This window comes from Stenotrophomonas sp. 169, assembly GCF_014621775.1.
Classification (GTDB): domain Bacteria; phylum Pseudomonadota; class Gammaproteobacteria; order Xanthomonadales; family Xanthomonadaceae; genus Stenotrophomonas.
In genome coordinates this window covers 4118519-4138504 of record NZ_CP061204.1, presented here as the reverse complement: position 1 = coordinate 4138504, position 19986 = coordinate 4118519, and the positions used below count along the sequence as shown (strand labels likewise).

At 67.9% G+C, this 19986-nt stretch carries 15 protein-coding genes and 1 pseudogene; 4 read left to right on the top strand and 12 right to left on the bottom strand.

Features of this window, described 5'->3' with window-relative positions:
* Positions 1 to 43: 43 nt before the first annotated feature.
* The 6 genes and pseudogenes from ICJ04_RS18095 to ICJ04_RS18070 all read right to left on the bottom strand — a co-directional run bounded on the left by ICJ04_RS18095 (position 44) and on the right by ICJ04_RS18070 (position 4203).
* Complete coding sequence (locus ICJ04_RS18095) at positions 44 to 1054, bottom strand: VacJ family lipoprotein (RefSeq protein ID WP_188325526.1); 1011 nt, start codon at positions 1052 to 1054, stop codon at positions 44 to 46.
* 1 nt (position 1055) lies between these two features.
* Entirely contained in the window at positions 1056 to 1385 is a 330-nt protein-coding gene (locus tag ICJ04_RS18090; RefSeq protein ID WP_188325525.1) for an STAS domain-containing protein, read from the bottom strand.
* A complete protein-coding gene (locus tag ICJ04_RS18085) occupies positions 1375 to 2037 on the bottom strand; it encodes an ABC transporter substrate-binding protein (protein WP_188325524.1) in 663 nt (220 codons plus the stop codon). Before ICJ04_RS18085 ends, ICJ04_RS18090 begins: the two co-directional genes overlap by 11 nt.
* Positions 2038 to 2093: 56 nt before the next feature.
* Positions 2094 to 2567 (bottom strand): annotated as a pseudogene (mlaD, locus tag ICJ04_RS18080) (outer membrane lipid asymmetry maintenance protein MlaD); the annotation flags it as partial.
* A 98-nt stretch (positions 2568 to 2665) separates the two neighbouring features.
* Positions 2666 to 3415, bottom strand: coding sequence for an MlaE family lipid ABC transporter permease subunit (locus ICJ04_RS18075; protein ID WP_188325522.1), 750 nt, complete (start codon positions 3413 to 3415; stop codon positions 2666 to 2668).
* Positions 3415 to 4203, bottom strand: a complete 789-nt coding sequence (locus ICJ04_RS18070; protein ID WP_188325521.1) for an ATP-binding cassette domain-containing protein — start codon at positions 4201 to 4203, stop codon at positions 3415 to 3417. Before ICJ04_RS18070 ends, ICJ04_RS18075 begins: the two co-directional genes overlap by 1 nt.
* A gap of 238 nt (positions 4204 to 4441) precedes the next feature.
* Here ICJ04_RS18070 and recC point away from each other — a divergent pair, with 238 nt between their 5' ends.
* The 3 genes from recC to recD are packed head-to-tail and all read left to right on the top strand — an operon-like array spanning position 4442 to position 13280.
* Complete coding sequence (gene recC / locus ICJ04_RS18065) at positions 4442 to 7789, top strand: exodeoxyribonuclease V subunit gamma (RefSeq protein WP_188325520.1); 3348 nt, start codon at positions 4442 to 4444, stop codon at positions 7787 to 7789.
* Positions 7786 to 11436: an exodeoxyribonuclease V subunit beta gene (locus ICJ04_RS18060; RefSeq protein ID WP_188325519.1), complete on the top strand. Its 3651-nt coding sequence runs from the start codon at positions 7786 to 7788 to the stop codon at positions 11434 to 11436. The genes recC and ICJ04_RS18060 overlap by 4 nt, the downstream gene beginning before the upstream one ends.
* The gene (recD, locus tag ICJ04_RS18055) at positions 11433 to 13280 is read left to right on the top strand and encodes an exodeoxyribonuclease V subunit alpha (RefSeq protein WP_188325518.1); all 1848 of its coding nucleotides are present in this window, start codon (positions 11433 to 11435) and stop codon (positions 13278 to 13280) included. The genes ICJ04_RS18060 and recD overlap by 4 nt, the downstream gene beginning before the upstream one ends.
* Positions 13281 to 13473: 193 nt before the next feature.
* Here the strand turns inward: recD and ICJ04_RS18050 are convergent, their stop codons facing one another.
* From ICJ04_RS18050 to ICJ04_RS18025, 6 genes are all read right to left on the bottom strand, one after another.
* Positions 13474 to 13872, bottom strand: a complete 399-nt coding sequence (locus ICJ04_RS18050; RefSeq protein WP_188325517.1) for a hypothetical protein — start codon at positions 13870 to 13872, stop codon at positions 13474 to 13476.
* 98 nt (positions 13873 to 13970) lie between these two features.
* Positions 13971 to 16013: an FUSC family protein gene (locus tag ICJ04_RS18045; RefSeq protein ID WP_188325516.1), complete on the bottom strand. Its 2043-nt coding sequence runs from the start codon at positions 16011 to 16013 to the stop codon at positions 13971 to 13973.
* A 5-nt stretch (positions 16014 to 16018) separates the two neighbouring features.
* Positions 16019 to 17485, bottom strand: coding sequence for an efflux transporter outer membrane subunit (locus ICJ04_RS18040; protein ID WP_188325515.1), 1467 nt, complete (start codon positions 17483 to 17485; stop codon positions 16019 to 16021).
* Between the two features lie 5 nt (positions 17486 to 17490).
* Positions 17491 to 18405, bottom strand: coding sequence for an efflux RND transporter periplasmic adaptor subunit (locus tag ICJ04_RS18035; RefSeq protein WP_188325514.1), 915 nt, complete (start codon positions 18403 to 18405; stop codon positions 17491 to 17493).
* A complete protein-coding gene (locus tag ICJ04_RS18030; protein ID WP_188325513.1) occupies positions 18402 to 18611 on the bottom strand; it encodes a DUF1656 domain-containing protein in 210 nt (69 codons plus the stop codon). Before ICJ04_RS18030 ends, ICJ04_RS18035 begins: the two co-directional genes overlap by 4 nt.
* A gap of 101 nt (positions 18612 to 18712) precedes the next feature.
* Positions 18713 to 19168 (bottom strand): MarR family transcriptional regulator, encoded by a 456-nt coding sequence (locus ICJ04_RS18025; protein ID WP_188325512.1) that lies wholly within the window; start codon positions 19166 to 19168, stop codon positions 18713 to 18715.
* A 160-nt stretch (positions 19169 to 19328) separates the two neighbouring features.
* On the opposite strand from ICJ04_RS18025, the gene folE reads away from it, so the two are divergent.
* The gene (folE, locus tag ICJ04_RS18020; RefSeq protein ID WP_188325511.1) at positions 19329 to 19940 is read left to right on the top strand and encodes a GTP cyclohydrolase I FolE; all 612 of its coding nucleotides are present in this window, start codon (positions 19329 to 19331) and stop codon (positions 19938 to 19940) included.
* The last annotated feature ends 46 nt before the right edge of the window (positions 19941 to 19986 follow it).

The window sequence follows — 19986 nt, the reverse complement described above, 5'->3', positions numbered from 1 at the left end:
AAACCCCGCCGAAGCGGGGTTTTTTTTCATCCAGCAGCGGTGATCAGTTGCCCCACTGGGGCATCGGCATCGCATCCACCGGGATGGCCGAATCCAGATCGTCCTTGCCACGTGCATGCTTGCCGCGCAGGTCATTCTCGATCTGATACGTACGGCGCTGCAGCCAGGCATCGCGCACCAGGGCGTATTCGTCCACGGCGCTGGAGCGGATGTCATCGGCCGCCAGCAGCTGCGAACGGGCGTCTACCAGCTGCAAGCCCTGCAGGCCGATGCGCACCTTGTCTTCTTCGATCTGGCGGATCGGCGAGAGCGGGATGTCACCGGCCAGGCCGAACACATCACGCACCGTACGCGGGCCGAAGAACGGCAGCTCGACGTAGCGCGACGGACGCCAGCCCCATGCGCCGAGCGTCTGGCCGAAATCTTCCTTGCGGTTGGCGATCATCGCCTTGCTGGCCGGATCGAACAGACCGCCGACACCCAGCGTGCTGTTCATGAGGAAGCGGCCCAAGGTGTCCCATGCATCATCCGGGCGACCCTGCAGGACCTGGTTGACGATGGTCACCGGCGAACGGATGTTGCTGAAGAAGTTGCTGACGCCGGTGCGTGCGAAGCGCGGCACGACGTTGGTGTACGCCGTTGCCAGCGGACGCGCCACGGCGTTGTCCACCACCACGTTGAAACGATGCACGCGGCGGTTGAAGGGTTCCCACGGGTCGTAGACCGCAGACGAGCCGCCGCTGACACCATCGCTGCCATACAGGGCGGTGAAATCGTCTTCGGCCGGCTCCGGGACGCCATCACCGTCGGCATCCACGGGAGCCGACGCAGGCGGTGCAGCAGCCACTGCCGACGCCGCAGAGGCATCGACGGCCGGGCCCGTGGCGACGGCGGCGGTATCGACATCCGTCGACGCCGACGTATCGCTGACCGGCGCATCGGCGGCGGGCACTACGGTATCCGCAACCGGTGCGGCATCACGGGCGGGCTTGGCGGCGCAGGCACTGAGCGCGGCGGCCAACACGAAGAGGGGGAGAATGCGTACGACGTTCATGTCAGCTCGCGGCAGTAGGGGCAGTGAAATCAAGGTCTGCAGACAGCCGATAGGCGGCCTCCAGTTCGGTCAGGCCTGCGGGTGTGCCCTGGATGGCCAACACGCGACCCTCGGTGCGTACCCGGGCAGCCAGTTCGGCCAGCAGTGCAACGCCGGCACTGTCCACGCGCGGCACATCGGTCAGGTCGAGCGCTTGTGCGCCCTTGACCATGCCCTGCAGCTGCGGCCACAGCGCGATCACCGCGCTGCGGTCCAGTGCGCCGGTCACCCGCAGCGTGCCCTGGTCCAGGCGGACCTGGGCCTGCTGCGTGGGGGCAGGATTACTTGCCATTGCTGCCCGGTGCCGCCTGCATGGCGCCGCTGCGCAGATCAGTGGCCACCTGCTTGATGCCCTTCTGGCGCAGCGGGGCATCGAACTGGTTGCGGAAGGTCTGCACGTAGGAGATGCCTTCGATGTTGACGTCGAAGATCTTCCACTGGCCGCCGCTGTTGCGCATCAGGTATTCCACCGGAGTCGGCTGGTCGCCCGAGCGCACCAGTTCGGTGGCCACGCGCACGCCGCGATCGCCCGGCAGCGGGGTCTCACCCTTCAGGCGGAAGGTCGGCTTGCCCTGGATGTTCAGCAGCGCAGAACCGTAGCGCTGCATCAGGTTGTCGGCCATGGCATCGGCGAACAGCTTGATGTCGGCGTCGGAGGCACCGCGCGAATGCGCGCCCAGCACCAGCCGTGCGGCGTAGTCACGGTCAAAGGTGCGGTTGAGCTCGCTGTTGATGAAGTTGCGCAGGGCGGCCGGGTCCTTGCTGAACTCGGCCTTGCGCTGCTGCAGCGTGGTCATGATGCGCGTGCTGGCATCGATGACGGTTTTGCCGGCCTGGCCCTGGGCAGCCGGCGCCGCGGCGGGAGCCGTCTGGGCAGACGCCAGCAGCGGGGTGGCGGCGAACAGGCTGGAGGCCAGCAGGAGCGGAAGAAGTTTGATTTTCATGGTTGCGGTTCCGTTGCGGGCGCGGCAGCGCCGTCATGGGATTCAGTGGACTGGGCTGCGTCGCCACCGGCGCCGCCACCCCCGAACATGTACTTGCCGACCAGCTGGATCAGGTCTACAGCGGGCTGGGTGAACACGATTTCATCGCCGGCCTTCAGCACGTCCGGATCACCGCCCGGCTGCAGACCGATATAACTCTCGCCGAGCAGTCCGCTGGTGAAGATGCCGGCGGAGGTATCGGCCGGCAGGTCCTTGAACTTGCCGTCCATCTTGATGGTGACGATGGAGTCGAACTTCACCGGGTCCAGGTCGATGGCGGCGACCTGACCGACGTTGACCCCGCCGATCTTCACCGGCGCCTGCTTGCGCAGCTGGCCGATCTGCGAGAAACGGGCCTTGAGCTCATAGCCGCCACCGCCGAGCCCCCAGCGCTGGTTGGTTGAAGCGACGGCCAGCACCATCAGCGAAGCCAATGCCAGCAACAGGAAGGCGCCGACGGAAAATTCCAGTCTGGGACCGCGGATGGCCATGTTCGTTTCACCATTTTTGACAGGTGCCCCGGCCGATGCCGAAGCGGGAGTTTCAGATCATCCCCGCGCTGCAAAGCGCAGGAACCAGGAATCCATCGTTACTGGAACAGCATCGCCGACAGCACGAAGTTGAACATGAGCACCAGCAGCGACGCGTTCACCACCGCGCGCGTGGTGGCCACCGAGGTGCCTTCGATGGTCGGTTCCGCATGGAAGCCGACGTACGAGGCGACCAGGGCGGCGGTGCCACCGAAGATGGCGGACTTCAGCATTGCCACGCCGAAGTCGTTCCAGAAGTCCACGCTGTTGCGCAGCGCCGACCAGAACACACCGTTATCCAGCCCAAGCAGGTGGACCGCTTCGAAGTAACTGGCTGAAATGGCCAGCGAGCAGAACACCCCGGTCAGCAGGGGCACTGTCAGCACCGCCGCCCAGAAGCGCGGTGCTACGGCCTTAGCGATCGGATCGATGGCCATCAGTTCCAGCGCCTTGATCTGGTCGGTGGCCCGCATCAGGCCCAGTTCGGCGGCGATCGAGCTGCCGGCGCGGCCGATGAACAGCAGCGCGGTCAGCACCGGAGCCAGCTCGCGGTACAGCGACAGGCCCAAGAGCGTGGACAGCGCATCGGCGGCGCCGAAGGTGGTCAACGTGCGATAGCCCTGCAGGGTCAGCACAAGACCAACGAATGCACCACCAACGGCGATGATCGGCAGCGAACGCGCACCGATCTTGTAGATTTCACGGGTCAGCTCGGCCAGGAAGTCCGCCGTCGGAAGCGATCCGCGCAGCACGGTGAGCGAAAACAGGCCGGCGCGTCCCAGCGCGCGGGTTCCGGCAACAAAGGGCATCAGGCAGTCCTCGTGCGGGGCGCGGCGTCAAAGGGGATCGGCCCGTCCGGACGACCATGCAGGAATTGCTGCAGCAGCGGATCCTGGCTGGACTCCAGCGCGGCCGGGCTGCCCTGGAACACCACGCCCCCGTTGGCGATGGCGATCACCTGGTCGCAGATCGGCAGGGTCTCGTGCACGTGGTGGCTGACGATGATGCTGGTCAGCCCCAGGCTGTGGTTGAGGCGCTGGATCAGGCTCATGATCACCCCCGAGGCAATCGGGTCCAGCCCGGTCAGCGGCTCGTCGTAGATCATCAGCGGCGGGTCCAGGGCCAGCGCACGCGCAAGGGCCACCCGTCGCGCCATGCCACCCGACAGCTCGCGCGGCCAGGTGTCTCCGGCAGCCAGCAGGCCCACCGCGTGCAGCTTCATCTGCACCAGGCGTTCGCGCACCGGCACCGGCAGCTTGGTATGGGTGCGCAGGGGCAGAGCCACGTTCTCGGCAACGCTGAGATCGGTCAGCAACCCATTGCCCTGCAGCAGCACGCCGACACTTTTGCGCATCTCCAACAGGTCGCGGTTGCCGGTAGGGATCGGCTTGCCGAACAGGGTGACTTCACCCTGCACCGGACGCAGTTCGCCGGTGAGTGCAGCCAGAAGCGTGGACTTGCCACTGCCGGACGGCCCCAGCACGGCGGTGATGCTGCCCCGTGGCACCTGCAGCGAAACGTCGCGCAGGATCGTCCGACCGCCGCGATCGATGCGGACGTTGGACAACTGCACCAAGGGGGTGGCTGAAGCCTGCATGGGCACCGTTAACGATTTTCCAACGTTGAAGAATCAGCAGCTGCGCCTGAACATAAGCGTACTGGACCGTCCAGTATTGTCGCACGCGCTGCCGGAGCTGGGGCGGCAGTAGGGTGGGACAGTCGGGAAGGGCACCGGAACAATCGGTTGCCTGCCTTGCACGGTGGCGAACGCGTCAGCCGCGCGCTACACACCCCCCGGCATTCATTTATCGCCGCGCTGCGGCACACTGTCTGCGATGAGCGACCCTGCCGGCGATTTCCGCCTCTACCATTCCAATTCCCTCGATGTGCTCGCCGCGCTCCTGGCCCGGCACGTCCGCGCGCCGATGCCCGGCCAGCCCCTGCTGGCACCGGAAGTGGTGCTGATTCCGCAGGTGGCGATGCGGCGCTGGCTGCAATCCACGTTGGCCGCCGAATATGGCGTGGCAGCCAACCTGGAGTTCCTCACCCCCGGCGAATTCGTCGCGCGTGCGCTGAATGCCAATGTGCCCGGTGAAACCGATGATCTGGACGCAGCCGCCTTGCGCTGGCGTTTGTACGCCGCGCTGGGCGATGCAGGCCTGATCGCCCGGCCACCGATGCGCGCGCTGCAGGCGTACCTGTCCGGCGGCGATCCACTGAAACCGTGGGCGCTGGCCGGCGAGCTGGCCAGCGTGTTCGAGAAATACCAGGCATGGCGCCGTGACTGGCTGCTGCGCTGGGAGGCCGGCGCCGATCCACAGGATCCGCAGGCGATCCTGTGGCGGGCCATCGCCGAGGGGCGAGGCTACCGCGCGCGCCGCATCCAGGCCTACCTGGATCAGTTCGAAGGCGCCGGAAAACCGTTGCCACAGGGCCTTCCGCCGCGCCTTTCGGCGTTTGCCACCCTGAACATCTCCCCTGATGTGCTGCGGGTGATGGCCACCCAGGCACGCGTCGGCGAACTGCACTTCTACCTGCCTACGCCGGTGCAGGCCTATTGGGGAGACCTGCAGACGCTGGCGGAAAAGCTGCGCAGCGGGGCACCGGATCCGTTCGGCGAATCCGCAGGTGAGAACCGTCTGCTGGAAGCCTGGGGTGCAGCCGGGCGCGACTTCATGGCGGTACTCGGCAGCTACGAAGTCGTGCACCCCGCCGGCGAGATCGCCGCGTATGTCGATCCCGAAGAGGATGCCGGCCCCACGTTGGACGAGGGCGGATTGTCCGACAGCCTGCTGCACCGCCTGCAGCGCGACCTGTTCCATCGCCGCGGACTGCCCTCTGGTGCCCTCCGCCCCACGCTGCGGCTGGATGACCCCAGCCTGCAGGTGCATGCCTGCCACACCCGCCTGCGCGAACTGCAGGTGCTGCATGACCAGCTGCGCGGGCTGCTGCAGGATCCGCGATTCGATCCGCCCCTGCAGGCGCGCGACATCGCGGTGCTGGCGCCGGACATCGATCCCTACGTGCCCTATCTGGAAGCGGTGTTCGGCGGCCGCAGCGGCGGTGATGACCACATTCCCTATGCGCTGGCCGACACCAGTCCACTGGCCGGTGAACCGCTGGCTGATGTGTTCGTGCACCTGCTCGGCCTGCCCGTCGCGCGCTTCGGCTTGAACGAAGTGCTGGACCTGCTGGCCAGTGCGCCGTTGGCGGAAGCGGCCGGTCTGGACGCGGCAGCCTTTGATCGATTGCACGATTGGCTGCAGCTGGCCGGCGTGCGCTGGGGCCTGAACGCCGATCACCGGCGCCAGCACCAAGCACCGGCCGACGATGCCTTTACCTGGCAGTTCGCATTGGACCGCCTGTTGTTGGGGCACGCCAGTGGCAGCGAAGGCGACATCGCCGGCGTCGCGCCGTGGCCGGAACTGGAAGGCAGCGCGCTGGATGCGCTGGATCGGCTGATCCGACTGCTGCGCGTGCTGGCGGTGTACCAGCAACGGCTGGGTGAGCGTCTGCCGCCTGACCAGTGGCGACAGCGCCTGTTGGGCCTGCTGGATGCGGTGCTGCCTACGCCGCCTTCCTCGCCCAACAGCCAGCGCGCGCTGGAGCGGTTGCGCCGACTGATCAACCAGTTCGCCGAGGACGCGTCGAAGGCCGGATCTGATGCGGCGGTGCCGGCAGAGGTAATCCGTTCCCACTTCGCCGCGGCGCTGGCCGAGGCCGATACGCGTGCACCGCTGCTCACCGGTGGCATCAGTTTCGGCCGGATGGTGCCGATGCGCCTGCTGCCGTTCCGGGTGATCTGCATCCTGGGCCTGAACGATGGCGACTTCCCGCGCCGGGACCCTGCCGCCGGCCTCAATCAGCTGACCGCAGAGCTGGACTCGCCGCGCCGTCGCCCGGGCGATCGCTCACTGCGCGAAGACGATCGCTTCCTGTTCCTGCAGCTGTTCGCCGCCGCACAGGATGCGTTCTACCTGAGTTACCTGGGCGCTGATCCGCGCGATGGCACCGCGCGCGAACCGTCCGTGCTGGTCAGCGAGTTGATCGATGCGGCGATGAAGTACCACGTCGACCCCGTGGACGCCGGCAAAGGCTTCGTGGTGCGGCATGCGCTGCAGCCGTTCTCACCGGCGGCCTTCGGTGGCGGCGATCCACGCCGTTTCAGCTACCGGCGGCAATGGCATCCCGCCGCAGGGAGCGTGGGCGGTGCGCGCGCCGCGTTGCCACCGTGGTGCACGACGGCGCTGCCGGTCCTGGCGGGCGCCACGGACCGCTCCGAAGACACCCTGTCGCTGGACGAACTGCGCCGCTTTCTGATTGATCCGGCAGGCCAGTTCCTGGCGCTGTCACTGGGCCTGCGCCTGCCCGGTGACGTGGAAGAGACCGACGACATCGAACCCCTGGTGCTGGATGACCGCAGCCCCGCCGCCCGCAGCGTGCAACTGGCCGTCGTGCAGGCGACGTTGACCGAGGACGACGCACCGCTGTATCCGCGGCTGCGCGCACGTGCGCTGCTGCCGTCCGGGGCGCTGGGCGAGCGCGGCTTCGATGCCTTGCAGGCACAGACAAGACCCTATGCCGATGCCCTGCGTGCGTGGTTGCGCGCCGAGCCGTTGCAGAGCCGCCGCTACGACGTGCAGATCGATGGTGTGCGCCTGCACGGCCGTGTGCGAGACCGCCATCCGGATGGGCTGGTGCGCTTGCGTACCGGCAGCCTCAACGGACCGGCCGCCATCCGCCACGGCCTGGACTGGTTGCTCGCCAATGCGGCCGGCGACGCGCTGCCGCTGGTGCAGTTCCACGATGACGGGGAAGCGGGCATCGGGCCGCATGTGCAGCCGGCGCTCTCCGTGGCGCAGGCCAGCGACGCGCTGCGTGCGCTGCTCCGGCTGCGCCAGCGCGGCCTGCGCGAACCGCTGCGTTTCGGCCCGTACACCGGCTGGGCCATCCACACCGCCAGCGCGGAGAAGCAGCGCGCTGAAGGCGCCAAGCGCTGGCACGGATCGGACCGCAGCTGGGGCGAGTCACGCAGTGAAGCCCTGCAGCTGACGTTGCGCGGACAGGACCCGTTCGTCGACGACACCCACTATGCCGAGCTGCTGCACATCAGCCGGTTGATATTCACGGCGGTGCGCGAAGGCCGTGCGCTGGCCGATTTCCCGCAGGACGACACGGTATGAGCCACATCGCCACGCCCTTGCACGAAGACCCGTACCTGGCGCTGCCGCTGCAGGGCGTGCAGCTGATCGAGGCCAGCGCGGGTACCGGCAAGACGTTCACCCTGGCGACGCTGTTCACCCGTCTGGTGGTGGAGCAGGGTCTGCGCATCGGCCAGATCCTCGCCGTGACCTTCACCGATGCGGCAACGCAGGAGCTGCGCAAGCGTATCCGCGAGCGTCTGGCCCTGGCGGCGCAGCTGGTGGACAGCGCGCCGCAGGAGGGCGAATCGCCGGATGTGGCGTTGACCCGCTTCGTGCTGCAACGCCATCTGCAGGGCGGCCAGGAACGTGCCAGCGCCCTGCAGCGGCGGTTGCAGGTAGCGGCCGATGAAATCGACCTGGCGTCGATCTTCACCATCCACGGCTTCTGCACCCGCGTACTGCGCGAACATGCGCTGGAAAGCGGGCACACCTTCGACCCGCCCGAACTGCTGGCCAGCGAGCGGAGTCTGCTGGAAGAACTGGCGGCGGACCTGTGGCGCGTGCATGCCAGCGACCCGGCCGCGATCGATCCACTGACATGGCTCTGGAAAAGCCCCGATGCGCTGGCGTCGGATCTTCCCGCATTGTTGAAGTCGTTGCCCCTGCTGCCTGCGCCGGGCCCGATCGGATCGGATCCGATCGACGCGTTGCAGCAGGCCACCCGCGCGCTGGCGCAGGCCGTACGCGAGCACGGTGATGCCTTCTTCCAGGCCCTGTGCGACGCCGTCGATGCCAAGTGGTTGAACGGGGCGTCGTACAAGCTGACCTGGGTGCAGCCGGTCTGCAGCGCACTGCGCGAGTGGGCACTGCGCGGGGACGAAACCGCGCCGCTGGACAGCGAGCGGCTGCCGGCCATCCTGCCCGAGGCACTGGCCGCCAAGACCAACAAGGCGCATGCCGGCCGCGCACCGGTGTCGCCGTTGCAGGCGCCGCTGCAGGACTACCTGCATGCGCGCGATGCACGACAGGCGTGGCTGCGCCTGCAGGCCATCAACTTCCTGCACGCCGTACGCGAAGAGGCACGGCAGCGCCTGGCCACCCTGAAACAGGTGCGGCGGGTGCAGACCTACGACGACCTCATCGAGGGGGTCGCCGATGCACTGGACGGGCCGCACCGTCGCACCCTGGTGCGCCACCTGCGTGCGCAGTACCGCATTGCGCTGGTGGACGAGTTCCAGGATACCGATGATCGCCAATGGAGCATTTTCGACAGCGTGTTCGGCGACTCTGCGGAAAACCGCGATGATGACCTGCCACCTGCGCTGTTCCTGATCGGCGATCCGAAGCAGGCGATCTACGGCTTCCGTGGCGGTGATATCCACACCTATCTGAACGCCCGGCGCGAGGCGCAGGTCGCGCCGGCGCTGGACCGCAACTTCCGGTCGCGCCCGGCCGTGCTGCGCGCGCTGCAGACGTTGTACGCCAGCGCCGGCGCTGATGCGTTCCTGGACCCCGCCATCCAGTTCGAACCGGTAGCGGCCGGTGGCGTACGCCGCGACAACGACTACCTGCGCAACGGAGTCCCTGCCCCCGGGCTCACGCTGCGCGTGCTGCGCAACGAAGGAGGCAAGCCTTTCAACGCGGAGCCGTCGCGCGAGATGGCGTGCCGGGCCTGCGTCGCTGACATCCACCGCGTGTTGCTGGAGGCGCGCAGCGGCCTTGCCGTGTTGCGCGATCGACCCGTGGCGCCCGGCGACATCGCCGTGCTGGTGCGCTCGCACCGCGAAGCCACCCTGGTGCAGACGGGCCTGGCGGCCGTGGGCATCCCCGCCGTGGCGGCGGGCAAGCAGAGTCTGTTCGCCAGCGCCGAGGCGCAGGACCTGCGCGCGCTGCTGATGGCCCTGCTGCAGCCGGCCGATGAAGGGCGCCTGCGTGCGGCGCTGGCCACCGTGCTGCTGGGACAGGATGCGGCCGCCATCGCCAGCATGGAACGCGAGGGCGATGTGCAGCGCGGCTTCCAGTCGCAGCTGCTGCAGTGGCGCGAGCGCTGGACCCGTGGCGGGCCGTTCGCGGTCATCGCCGATGCGTGTGCTGGCCAGGCCGAGCGCTTGCTGGCGCTGATCGACGGCGAGCGACGACTGACCAATTACCTGCAGCTGGGCGAACTCCTGCAGGAAGCATCCGCGCAGGCGTTGGGCATGCATGGCCTGCTGGACTGGCTGCAGGGGCAGATGGCGCACGCCGACCAGAACGATGAGCAGCAGTTGCTGCGACTGGAGTCGGACGCGCGTCGTGTCCAGATCATCACCCTGCACAAGAGCAAGGGCCTGGAATATCCGTTGGTCTACCTGCCCTTCGTCGGCATCGAGGGCGGGGCGCCGAACACGGCCAGCCATTGCACCGTGCACGCTGACGATCGCCGGGAACTGCACTGGAAGCTGGACAAGGACGCGGCGTGGGACAGCGCAACGGCACTGCGTGACCAGGAGCAGCGTGCCGAAGATGCGCGACTGCTGTATGTCGGCCTGACCCGTGCAGAGCACGCCCTGTGGATTGCCGTGGGCGACCTGGCCGGCCTGCCGAAGACCCGCCTGGCGCCCATGCTGGCCGACGCGGCGGCGTTGGCGGCAGACCCGGATATCGTGGTCGATGACAGCGGCCCGCCGCTGCGCCCGCCGCAGCTTGCGCTGGAAAGCGAAGGGGCGTTGCCACCGGTTCGCCGCATCGACCGTCGCGTGCCGCATGACTGGTGGGTCTACAGCTTCACCCAGCTGGCCAACGCCGATGCAGGCCATGATGTGGACGCGGCAGCAACCGAAGTACCCGCACCGGCCGCCGACGAACCGGCGGGTCCGGAACTGCCGCTGGAGCCGGCGCTGCCTGCCGGTGCAGAGCCCGACGCGGTGCCGGTGGATCCCCGCTTCATGGGCAGCCGCTTCGGCAACGTGCTGCACGATGCGCTGGAGAACACCGACTTTGCGGCGTGGGGTCTCTGGCAGCCTGGCGAACCTGCACCGGAAGGGCAGGACGCGGTGCTGCGTAAGGCGCTGCGCGAAGAGGGCTACGCCGATACGGACCTGGACGAGGGCATCGCCGTGCTGACCCCGCTGGTCGGCCACACGCTCACCGTTGAATTGCCGGAAGGCGGTGCCCTGTACAGCCTGCCATCCGAGGAGCGCCGCGCCGAAATCGAGTTCCACTTCGCCATGCAGCCGACAGCCGTGCCCGCCCTGCTGCAGGTGCTGCATCGCTTCGGCATCGTGCCGGCCCGCCGCGGCTTCGGCCTGCGTCGCCAGCTGGAAGGGTTGATGACCGGCAAGATCGATCTGACCTACGTCCGCGACGGCCGCTGGTACGTGCTCGACTACAAGTCGAACCGCCTTCTCGGCTACGCACCGGCGTTGCTGCAGGTGGCCATGCAGCACAGCGAATACGATCTGCAGGCGCTGATCTATACCGTTGCGCTGCATCGCTGGCTGCGTTTCCGGCTGGGCAACCAGTATGACTACGCGCGCGACATGGGCGGTATCCGCTACCTGTTCTGTCGCGGCCTGGAGGTGCCGGGCCACGGTGTACACGCGGCGCGCTTCGACGTGGCACTGGTCGATGCGCTGGATGCGCTGTTTGCCGGGGGCGAAACCGCCCAGGCCGCGCTGGTGTCCCGCGTGCTGGGAGGCGTCGCATGAACCTGCTGACCGCATTGAAGCAGAGTGGCCAGCTGCGCACCTTGGACCATGCCCTGGCGCTCAGCCTGGGGCGTCTGCGTGCGGATACTCCGCAGGCGGTGCTGGTGGCCGCTGCGCTGGCCTCACTGGCGGTATCGCAGGGCCACGCCGGTTTCGATCCGGCGCAGCCACAGCGGCTGGTGGAAGGCGATTTCACCTGGCCCCTGGCGGCGGACTGGGCGGACCAGCTGCGCGCCTCGCCTTGGGTGGCCACGCCGGCCACGGCGGATGCGGTCAGTGATGACGCACCGCTGGTGCTGGAAAACGGGTTGCTGTATCTGCGCCGCTACCGCGAATACGAACGCACGCTGGCCGAGGGGCTGCAACGGATAGGGCGTTTCTCCCTGCCTGACGCAGGCCTTGAACCGCTCGCGCCGTTGTTCGCGCAGTTGTTTCCACACGCTGCAGAACGCGCGGACCAGCAGGCACGCGCGGCGGCGGTGACGCTGCGTCACCCCCTCGCTCTGGTGACCGGTGGCCCAGGCACGGGCAAGACCACCACCATCGCCCGCCTGCTGTTGCTGCTGATCGCGCAGGCGGCCCAGGCAGGCCGCGCCGTCCCCCGGATGGCATTGGCGGCCCCGACCGGGCGCGCCGCCGAGCGCATGGCGGAAAGCCTGCGGCTGGCGATGCAGCGGTTGCAGGGCGAGGGCATCGAGGCTGTGCTGTGCGAGGGCCTGCCCAGCAGTGGAACCACGCTGCACCGCCTGCTGGGGGTGATTCCGGATTCGCCGCGGTTCCGCCACCATGCGGACAATCCCCTGCCATTCGATGTGGTGGTGGTGGACGAGGCCTCCATGATCGACCTGCCGCTGATGGCCAAGCTGGTGGAGGCGATCAGCGAGGGCACGCGGCTGATCCTGCTGGGTGACCCGGACCAGCTTCCGTCGGTGGAGGCTGGCGATGTGCTCAGCGCCATCCTGCGTGCCAGCGGCGACGGGCAGGGCACGCGTGCCGATGACGCACGCGCGCTGAAGCCGCTGCTGGCACCGGCATCGTTGCTGCCCGAGGCGCCACCCAGCGCCTTCGCCGGCCGCCGGGTGCAGCTGCAGCGGGGCTACCGGCAGACAGCCACCCTGGACCTTGCGCCGTTGGCTACCGCGGTGCGTCGCGGTGACAGCGACGGCGCGCTGCGCTTGTTGCGGGATCAGTCACTGGCAGGCGTCGGCTTCCACGAAGATGTGCTGGACCCGTTGTCGGTGCAGCGCGAGCATCTGCTCGGGCACTGGCAGGCCTTGGGCGAGACGGCAGATCCCGCGCAGGCACTGGCGCAGGCGAGCCGCCTGCGCGTGCTGACGGCACTGCGCGAGGGCCCGCAGGGCGCGCGCGGCCTGAACCATCGCATTGAAACGCTGCTGGCCGGTGCCAATGCAGGCTACTTCCACGGCAGATTGCTGCTGGTGACTGAAAACAGCTACCGCCATCGTCTGTTCAACGGTGATATCGGCATCTGCCTGCGCGACGCAACGGGCGCGATCGTGGCCTGGTTTGCAGGCGATGACCTGGCCCAGCCGCGTGCATTCCACCCGGCCGCATTGCCTGCCCATGAAAGTGCGTTCGCAATGACCGTGCACAAGGCGCAGGGCTCGGAATTCGACGAAGTGTGGCTGCAGCTTCCGCGGCACGATGCACGCGTACTGTCGCGGGAACTGGTCTACACCGGGCTGACCCGCGCGCGGCAGCGGTTGCACCTGGCCGGTCCGGCCGATGTGCTGGAAAAAGCCCTGCACCGCCACGCCAGCCGGATGTCCGGGCTGGCGTGGCGCCTGGGCGCCGAACCGGTGCAGGCCTCGCTGTTCGGCTGATGCCGGACAGCAGCGTCGGTACAACCCACCCTGGTAGAGCCACCGCCCTGGTAGAGCCGACTTCAGTCGGCTGACGTCCTCCGCAGCCGACTGAAGTCGGCTCTACCAAAGCAGCCAAACCAAAGCAGCCAAGCCAAAGCGGTCAAACCAAAGCGGTCAAACCAAAGCGGTCAAACCACGGTGCTCCACCCGCTTACTCCAGCACCAGCACCGTGCCGTCCGGGTACACGATCGCCGCTTCATCACTGCTCGCATCGAAGAAGCCCAGGCCGTGCTGGTGTGCCAGCACCTGGAACATTTCATGCGCGCGCTCGGCGACGGCGTCGTCGAAGGAGCCATAGATCACGCTCGCGGCGATGCTGTAATCGGTCACTTCATCGCGGTCGTCCTCATCGTCGGACAGCGGGCCGCTCATCGGCGGGAAATGCTCGGCCATTTCGGCAAACCAGGCCTGCAGAGCCGGGGTGGTGACCTTGGGATCATCGTGGTCATGATCTTCGTTCCAGTCGGTCTGCTTCTCGTACCAAGCGATGAAGGCAGCCGCTTCGCGCGGTGCCACGGCGGGGTCGAACACCATCATGTCGTAGCTCATCGGATCTTCCTGTTGACGTTGCGCAGCAAGCGCGGACGCGCAGGGTAGCGCGACCGTGCTTGCGGGGGGATGACTACCGTCGGAAAAGGACCGGCGGGTTACGAAGCAGGAAGCGCGGCGCTGCCTTCGCGCGCCGGCAGGTCTGCGGGGAACAGCGCGAAGCGCAGGCCGACCAGCCCCATCAGGGCTTCATCGCGGGCCTTGCCGGCCGCCACGCTGCCCACCCGCGCCAGCGAGGCGTCCAGCCGCTCGCGCAGCGCAGCCTCGCCCGGTACCGGCCGACGGGCGGCAACCTGGCGGCGGTAGTGCGTCGCGATGTCGGCCAGGATGTGCTCCACCGCCTCCCGGCTGCGCTCGGGCAGGTCCAGCCGGGCGCGCCGCAGCTGCAGGATGTTCAGCCCCACGCGGGCCTCGGTCAGCATGTCCACCGAGGCGATGTCGCTGCCCTCCGGCGTGGCGGCCAGCCGGGGTGCCAGCAAGCCCAGCAGGTCCAGCATGCGCGCAGCGAAGCGTTCGCGGTCCTGCTGGCCACGTCCTTCGGCGGCTTCGGCCAGCGTGCCCCAGCCCTGGCGTACCAAGCGCCGCGCGCTCCACTCGGCGCCCACCGAGCGGAACAACCGGGTCATCACCACCGCGAACCCGATGCCGATGAACATGGCCACGGCCGAGTTCACGAAGCCCTGGATGTTGCCGCTGTACGTGTTCTGCACGCTGAGCAGGGCCACCAGGTTCACCGTCAACGGCAGGGCGAACAGCATCGTCTTCGGGTTGTGCAGCAGCAGGCCCAGCGGCAGGAACACCACGGCCAGCAGCAGCACCAGCAGGCCGAAATCGTGCACCGCCGGAAAGATGCCGAACTGGTAGATGCCGGCCACGATGCTCGCCACGACCGCCCATATCAGAAAAGACATCATGCTCGGTGCGGGATCGTCCTGTGCGGCGAAGAACGCCGCGGCCACGGCGGCCATCATCGCGCCATTGCCACCTCCTTCCCAACCGAGCCCGATCCACAGCACGCAGTAGCTCATCAGCGCGATACCGGCACTGAGCGCGGAAAACAGCGCCATGCCGTAGTCCACGTGGCGGGCGTCGGTCACCGCGCGCGCGCGGATGCGGTAACGCGGCGTCTCGCGCGGCGCCGTGCCGTGCTCGATGGCTTGGTGCAGCATGCGGCAGTCCTGCCACAGGTCCACCAGCTCCTCCAGGCGCAGCAACAGGGTGGCCAGCTGCAGGCGCTGCAGGTCAGCGTCCACCTGCGGTTTCAATGCGCTGATGCGTGCCCGCAGCGACGTGTACAGGCCAGCGGCAGCGGTGGCATCGTCAGCCACCAGCCATTCGCGGGTGTCGTCCACCACGGACTGCAGATCCTCAGGCAGCGCCTTGTCGTTACCACGCAGCGCGTCCAGCCGATCTGCAATCGAAGACAGCACGGGCAGCAACAGCAGCATGCGTTCGCGCAGGCGGGCCATCGACACGGCCGCGCCGGCATGGCGTGGATCATCGCGGCGCAGGAACTCGATCAGCGCCTCGAACTGCACCAGGTCAGCGGCAAGCCGGTTGCGTGGTGCGTGCGCGCGGCCACCTTCCAGGATCTGCCGACACCATTGCGCCGCGTCGTCCATCCAGCGACTGATGCGGCCACTCAGCATCGGCCGCACCGAGGCCGGGAACACCAGTGCAGCGAACAACAGCGCCACGACCGTGCCGAGGATGATCTCTTCGCTGCGCGCCACCACGGTGTCGAAGATCATCTCCGGCGAGGTGACCGCAGGAAAGCCGATGAAGGCGGTGGTGTAGCCGGCCAGCAGGAAGGCGTAGCCCCGCGGGCCGCGGTTCAACAGCGCCAGGAACAGGCAGCCGGCCAGCCACAGCGACATCGCCGCACTGAGCAGCAGCGGGGTTTCCACCAGATGGGGCAGCATGATCAGCGTGGCCACGCCGGCCAGCAGCGTACCCAGTATCCGGTACAAGCCTTTGGCCCGCGTGGGGCCCAGCAGCGGCTGGCTGACGATGTACACCGTGGCCATCGCCCAGTACGGCCGCGACAGGTTGCCAGCCAGCCCGATGTACAGCGCCGTGATCGACGCCAGGAAGGTCTTGATCGAGAACAGCCAGCCTTGGCGGTCCAGCAGCACGGACATCGCGTCTACCTCGCCGCTGTCGGTGCGGCGGCGGGCGCGGCATCGGCGCCGGCATCCCAGCCACCGCCCAAGGCGAGGAACAGATGGATCTGGTCACGCGATACCTGTGCCTGCGCCTCGGCCAGCGTGGCGTCGGCGGTGGCCAGGCTGCGGTCGGCGTCCAGGCTGGACAGGTACGGCGTGCGGCCCCCCTGGTACAACCGGCGGTTCTGCGCGGCGGCCAGCGTGGCCTGCTGCTGCGCCACCTGCAGCGACTGCAGCCGACGCAGATCCTGCGCATAGCGATCCAGCGCGGTCTGTGTTTCGCGCAACGCCTGCAGCACGGTGTGGTCGAACTCGGCCAGCGCGGCGTCAGCGCCGGCTTCGGTGGCATGGATGCGGGCCCGTGTACCGGAAGAGGGCAGGGTCCACGAGATCAGTGGGCCGAACGACCACTGCTGGGTGAGCGGCTCGCCGAAGTCGGCCAGCAGGCCAGCGGCACCGACCGATGCGCCCAGGCGGATATCTGGATACAGCGCGGCAGTCGCCACGCCGATGCGCGCGGTCGCGGCGGCCAGCTTGCGCTCGGCCTGGCGCACATCGGGACGGCGCGCCAGCAACGCGCGGCCATCGCCGACCGGCAGGGGCTGCTGCAGTGCTGGCGCATGGGCGCAATCCAGCACGCCTGGCGGCAATTGCCCCGGGGTCTGCCCCAACAGCGCCGCCAGCGAATACGCCGCCGCTTGGCGCTTGGCCTGCAGCGGCGGCAGCGCGGCTTCCAGCAGCGCCACCTGGGCATTCGCGCGCGCCAGCTCCGGGGCGGTACCGCGACCGGCGGCGATCAGGCGCTCGGTGACCTCCCGGCCGCGCTGCTGCAGTTGCAGGGAATGCGCGGCCACCTGCAGCTCATGATTGGCGTGGCAGATATCCAGGTAGTTGTCGGCGACCTCGGCCACCACGGTGATACGGGCAATATCGCGCGCTGCGGCGACCGACTGTTCGTCCGCGCGCGCCGCTTCCGCGCCACGCCTGAGCTTGCCGAACAGATCGAATTGATAGCTCACCGCGAACTTGCCGTCGGCCAGGTTGATCGGCGGCAGCTCGTGCTCCAGCAGGAACGATTCGGCAGACAGCTGGGCCCGGCTGACACCGGCTTCTGCTTCGTACTCGAATCCCCCTGCATCCATCGCCTGCTCGTACAGGGCAGCGGCGCGCCGCAGATGCGCGTCGGCGGCCTTCAGTTCGACGTTGTCCCGCAGCGCCTGTTCAACCAAGCCGTCCAGCGTGGGGTCCTGATACAACGACCACCAGCGCGAGGGCAGGTCGGCACTCGCGGCAATCTCGGGGTTGCCGGTATCGATGAAGGCGTCGTTGGCCTGCGGCCGATGGAAGGCCGATGCCTCGGGCACGGCGTAATCCGGGCCCAGCGTGCGGCACGCCGCCAGGCCGGTCAGCGCGACGACCAGCGCCACGCGGCGCAGCGTATGCACCATCGCGCTCACAGCGCGGCCCGCGCCGGCACCGTGGCAGCGGTGTCCTTCGTGTGGCCCTTCACGTTGACGGTCACCGTGGCAGTGCGGCCGGAAATCAGCTGCACGCCATCGGGTACGGCATCGATTCGGATGCGTACCGGAATACGCTGGGCCAGACGCACCCAGTCGAAGGCCGGGGTCACGTTCGGCAACAGGCTGTTTCCCGCCGTGCGGTACCGGTCTTCGATGCCGGCGGCGATGCTCTCGACATGGCCGACCAGCGCCACGTTTTCACCCATCAGCCGGATATCCACAGACTGGCCGGGGGCTACGCCGCGCAGCCGCGTCTCTTCGAAATAGCCATCCACGCGGAACGAGGTGGTGTCCAGCAGGGCCAGCACCGGCTTGCCGGCCGTTACGTAGTCGCCGACGCGCACGGTGCGGTCATTGATCTGGCCATCGGCCGGCGCCCGCACTTCGGTCCGCGCAAGATTGAGCTCGGCCAGGTCCACTGCTGCCTGCGCCGTGGCCAGCGCGGCCTGTGCAGCCTGCAGCTTGGCCCGGCGCACTTCGGCATCTTCGCCGGCGACCAGATCCTGCAGGCTGCGGTCGCGGGCGATCTCCCGGCGCAGCTGCGCCACCGCGGCCTGGCGTTCGGCCAATGACGCCCGCGCCAACTCCACGGCGATGCGATAACGCGCCCGGTCCACCACGAACAGCAGCGCGCCTTTCTTCACTGCCTGGTTGTCGGCCACGTCCACCGCTTCAACCAGTCCGGATACATCCGGGGCCACCTGCACGACGTCCGCGCCGATATGCGCATCGCGGGTCCACGGCTCGTCCATGTAGTAGACCCACAGTTGCCGCAGCACCAGCAGCGCGACGATCACGGCCAGCACGGTCAGCACCGGCGGCAGGGCTTTCTTGACGATCTTGTTCACGATTGCATCCAACGCAGGAGGTGGAACAACCCGCCCAGCACGATGCCGTACAGGGCCAGGTTGAAGAGGGCGGGGTGCCAGACGAGCCGATAGGCGCCACTGCGCTGCAGCAGCACGCGCAGGCCGCTGTTGAGCACATAGGCCACCAGCATCAGCCCGAGCAGGGTCGGGACAAACACGCCATGGAGACTGAATTCACCGGGCATCGGCAGGGATCTGGCTTCTAGACGGGGGGAGGGACATCAACAGCAACGGGCGAAAGCCACTGGCGTCTGCACGGCAGCGGCGTCGCCCGGGAGTGCAGCGCTTACGTAATGCGATCGACGGCGGCGGCCAGCACGTGCCACACCTTCAACACCGCGCGCAGTTCTTCCATGGACAGCTCGCCGAACACGTCCTGGCGCAGCCCGATCAGCTTCTCTTCCAGCTCGCTGACCAGCGCTTGGCCGGCATCGGTCAGCCACAGCAGGTTGGCGCGACGGTCGCTGGCATCGCATTCACGGCGCACCAGCCCGCTGGCCGACAGCTTGTCCAGCAGGCGCACCAGCGAGGGGCCTTCCAGGCCCAACTGCTGGGCCAGGGTGACCTGGCGGATGCCACCGCCCGAGCGGCCGATCATCAGCAGCGGCATGGTGCAGGCGGTGGAAATGCCATAGCTGCCCAGCGTGCCATCGGCCAAGCGCTGCCATTGCCGCCCTGACTGAAGCAGGCCGGAGCTGAGCTGCATCTGCAGCCGGGTACGTTCGTCGAGGGAATCATTCATGGCAGATAGATAGGATACTACTAATTTCATGCCTATCAATAGGACAGGGCCGCTTTCTGTTCATGCCACCGCTTTCTTCCTGCATGAAAAGCAACGGGATCCCGGACGATCCGCCTTCCGGTCGGCTACCATGCTCGCCCCATCCGGGAAGCCGTCCGCAATGAGCAACGACAAGAATTCCAAGGCGCCGCAAGGCGATGTCAGCCAGACGCAGGCCGAAGAGGCCGTGCGCACCCTGCTGCGCTGGGCCGGTGAAGACCCGACCCGTGAAGGCCTGCTGGACACCCCGCGACGGGTGGCCGAAGCCTATGGCGACTGGTTCAGTGGCTACCGCGATGATCCGCGCGCCTACATGGAGCGGACCTTCGAAGAGGTCGCCGGCTACGACGAGCTGATCGTGCTGCGCGACATCGAATATGAAAGCCACTGCGAGCACCACATGGCGCCGATCATCGGTCGGGTGCACGTCGGCTACCTGCCGGCAGGCAAAGTGGTGGGCATCAGCAAGCTGGCACGCGTGGTGGAAGCCTACGCGCGCCGCTTCCAGGTGCAGGAAAAGATGACCGCGCAGATCGCCCAGTGCATCCAGGACGTGCTGCAGCCGATCGGTGTCGGCGTCGTCGTGGAAGGCGCGCACGAGTGCATGACCACCCGCGGCATCCACAAACGGGGCGTCAGCATGGTCACCTCGAAGATGCTGGGCAGCTTCCGCGAAGATGCCCGCACCCGCGCCGAGTTCCTGCGCTTCATCGAAGTCGGCGGCAAGCGCTGAGCAGGTCGCCGGCCCGGTGCCTGCCGTCACGGCGGGCACCGTTCCA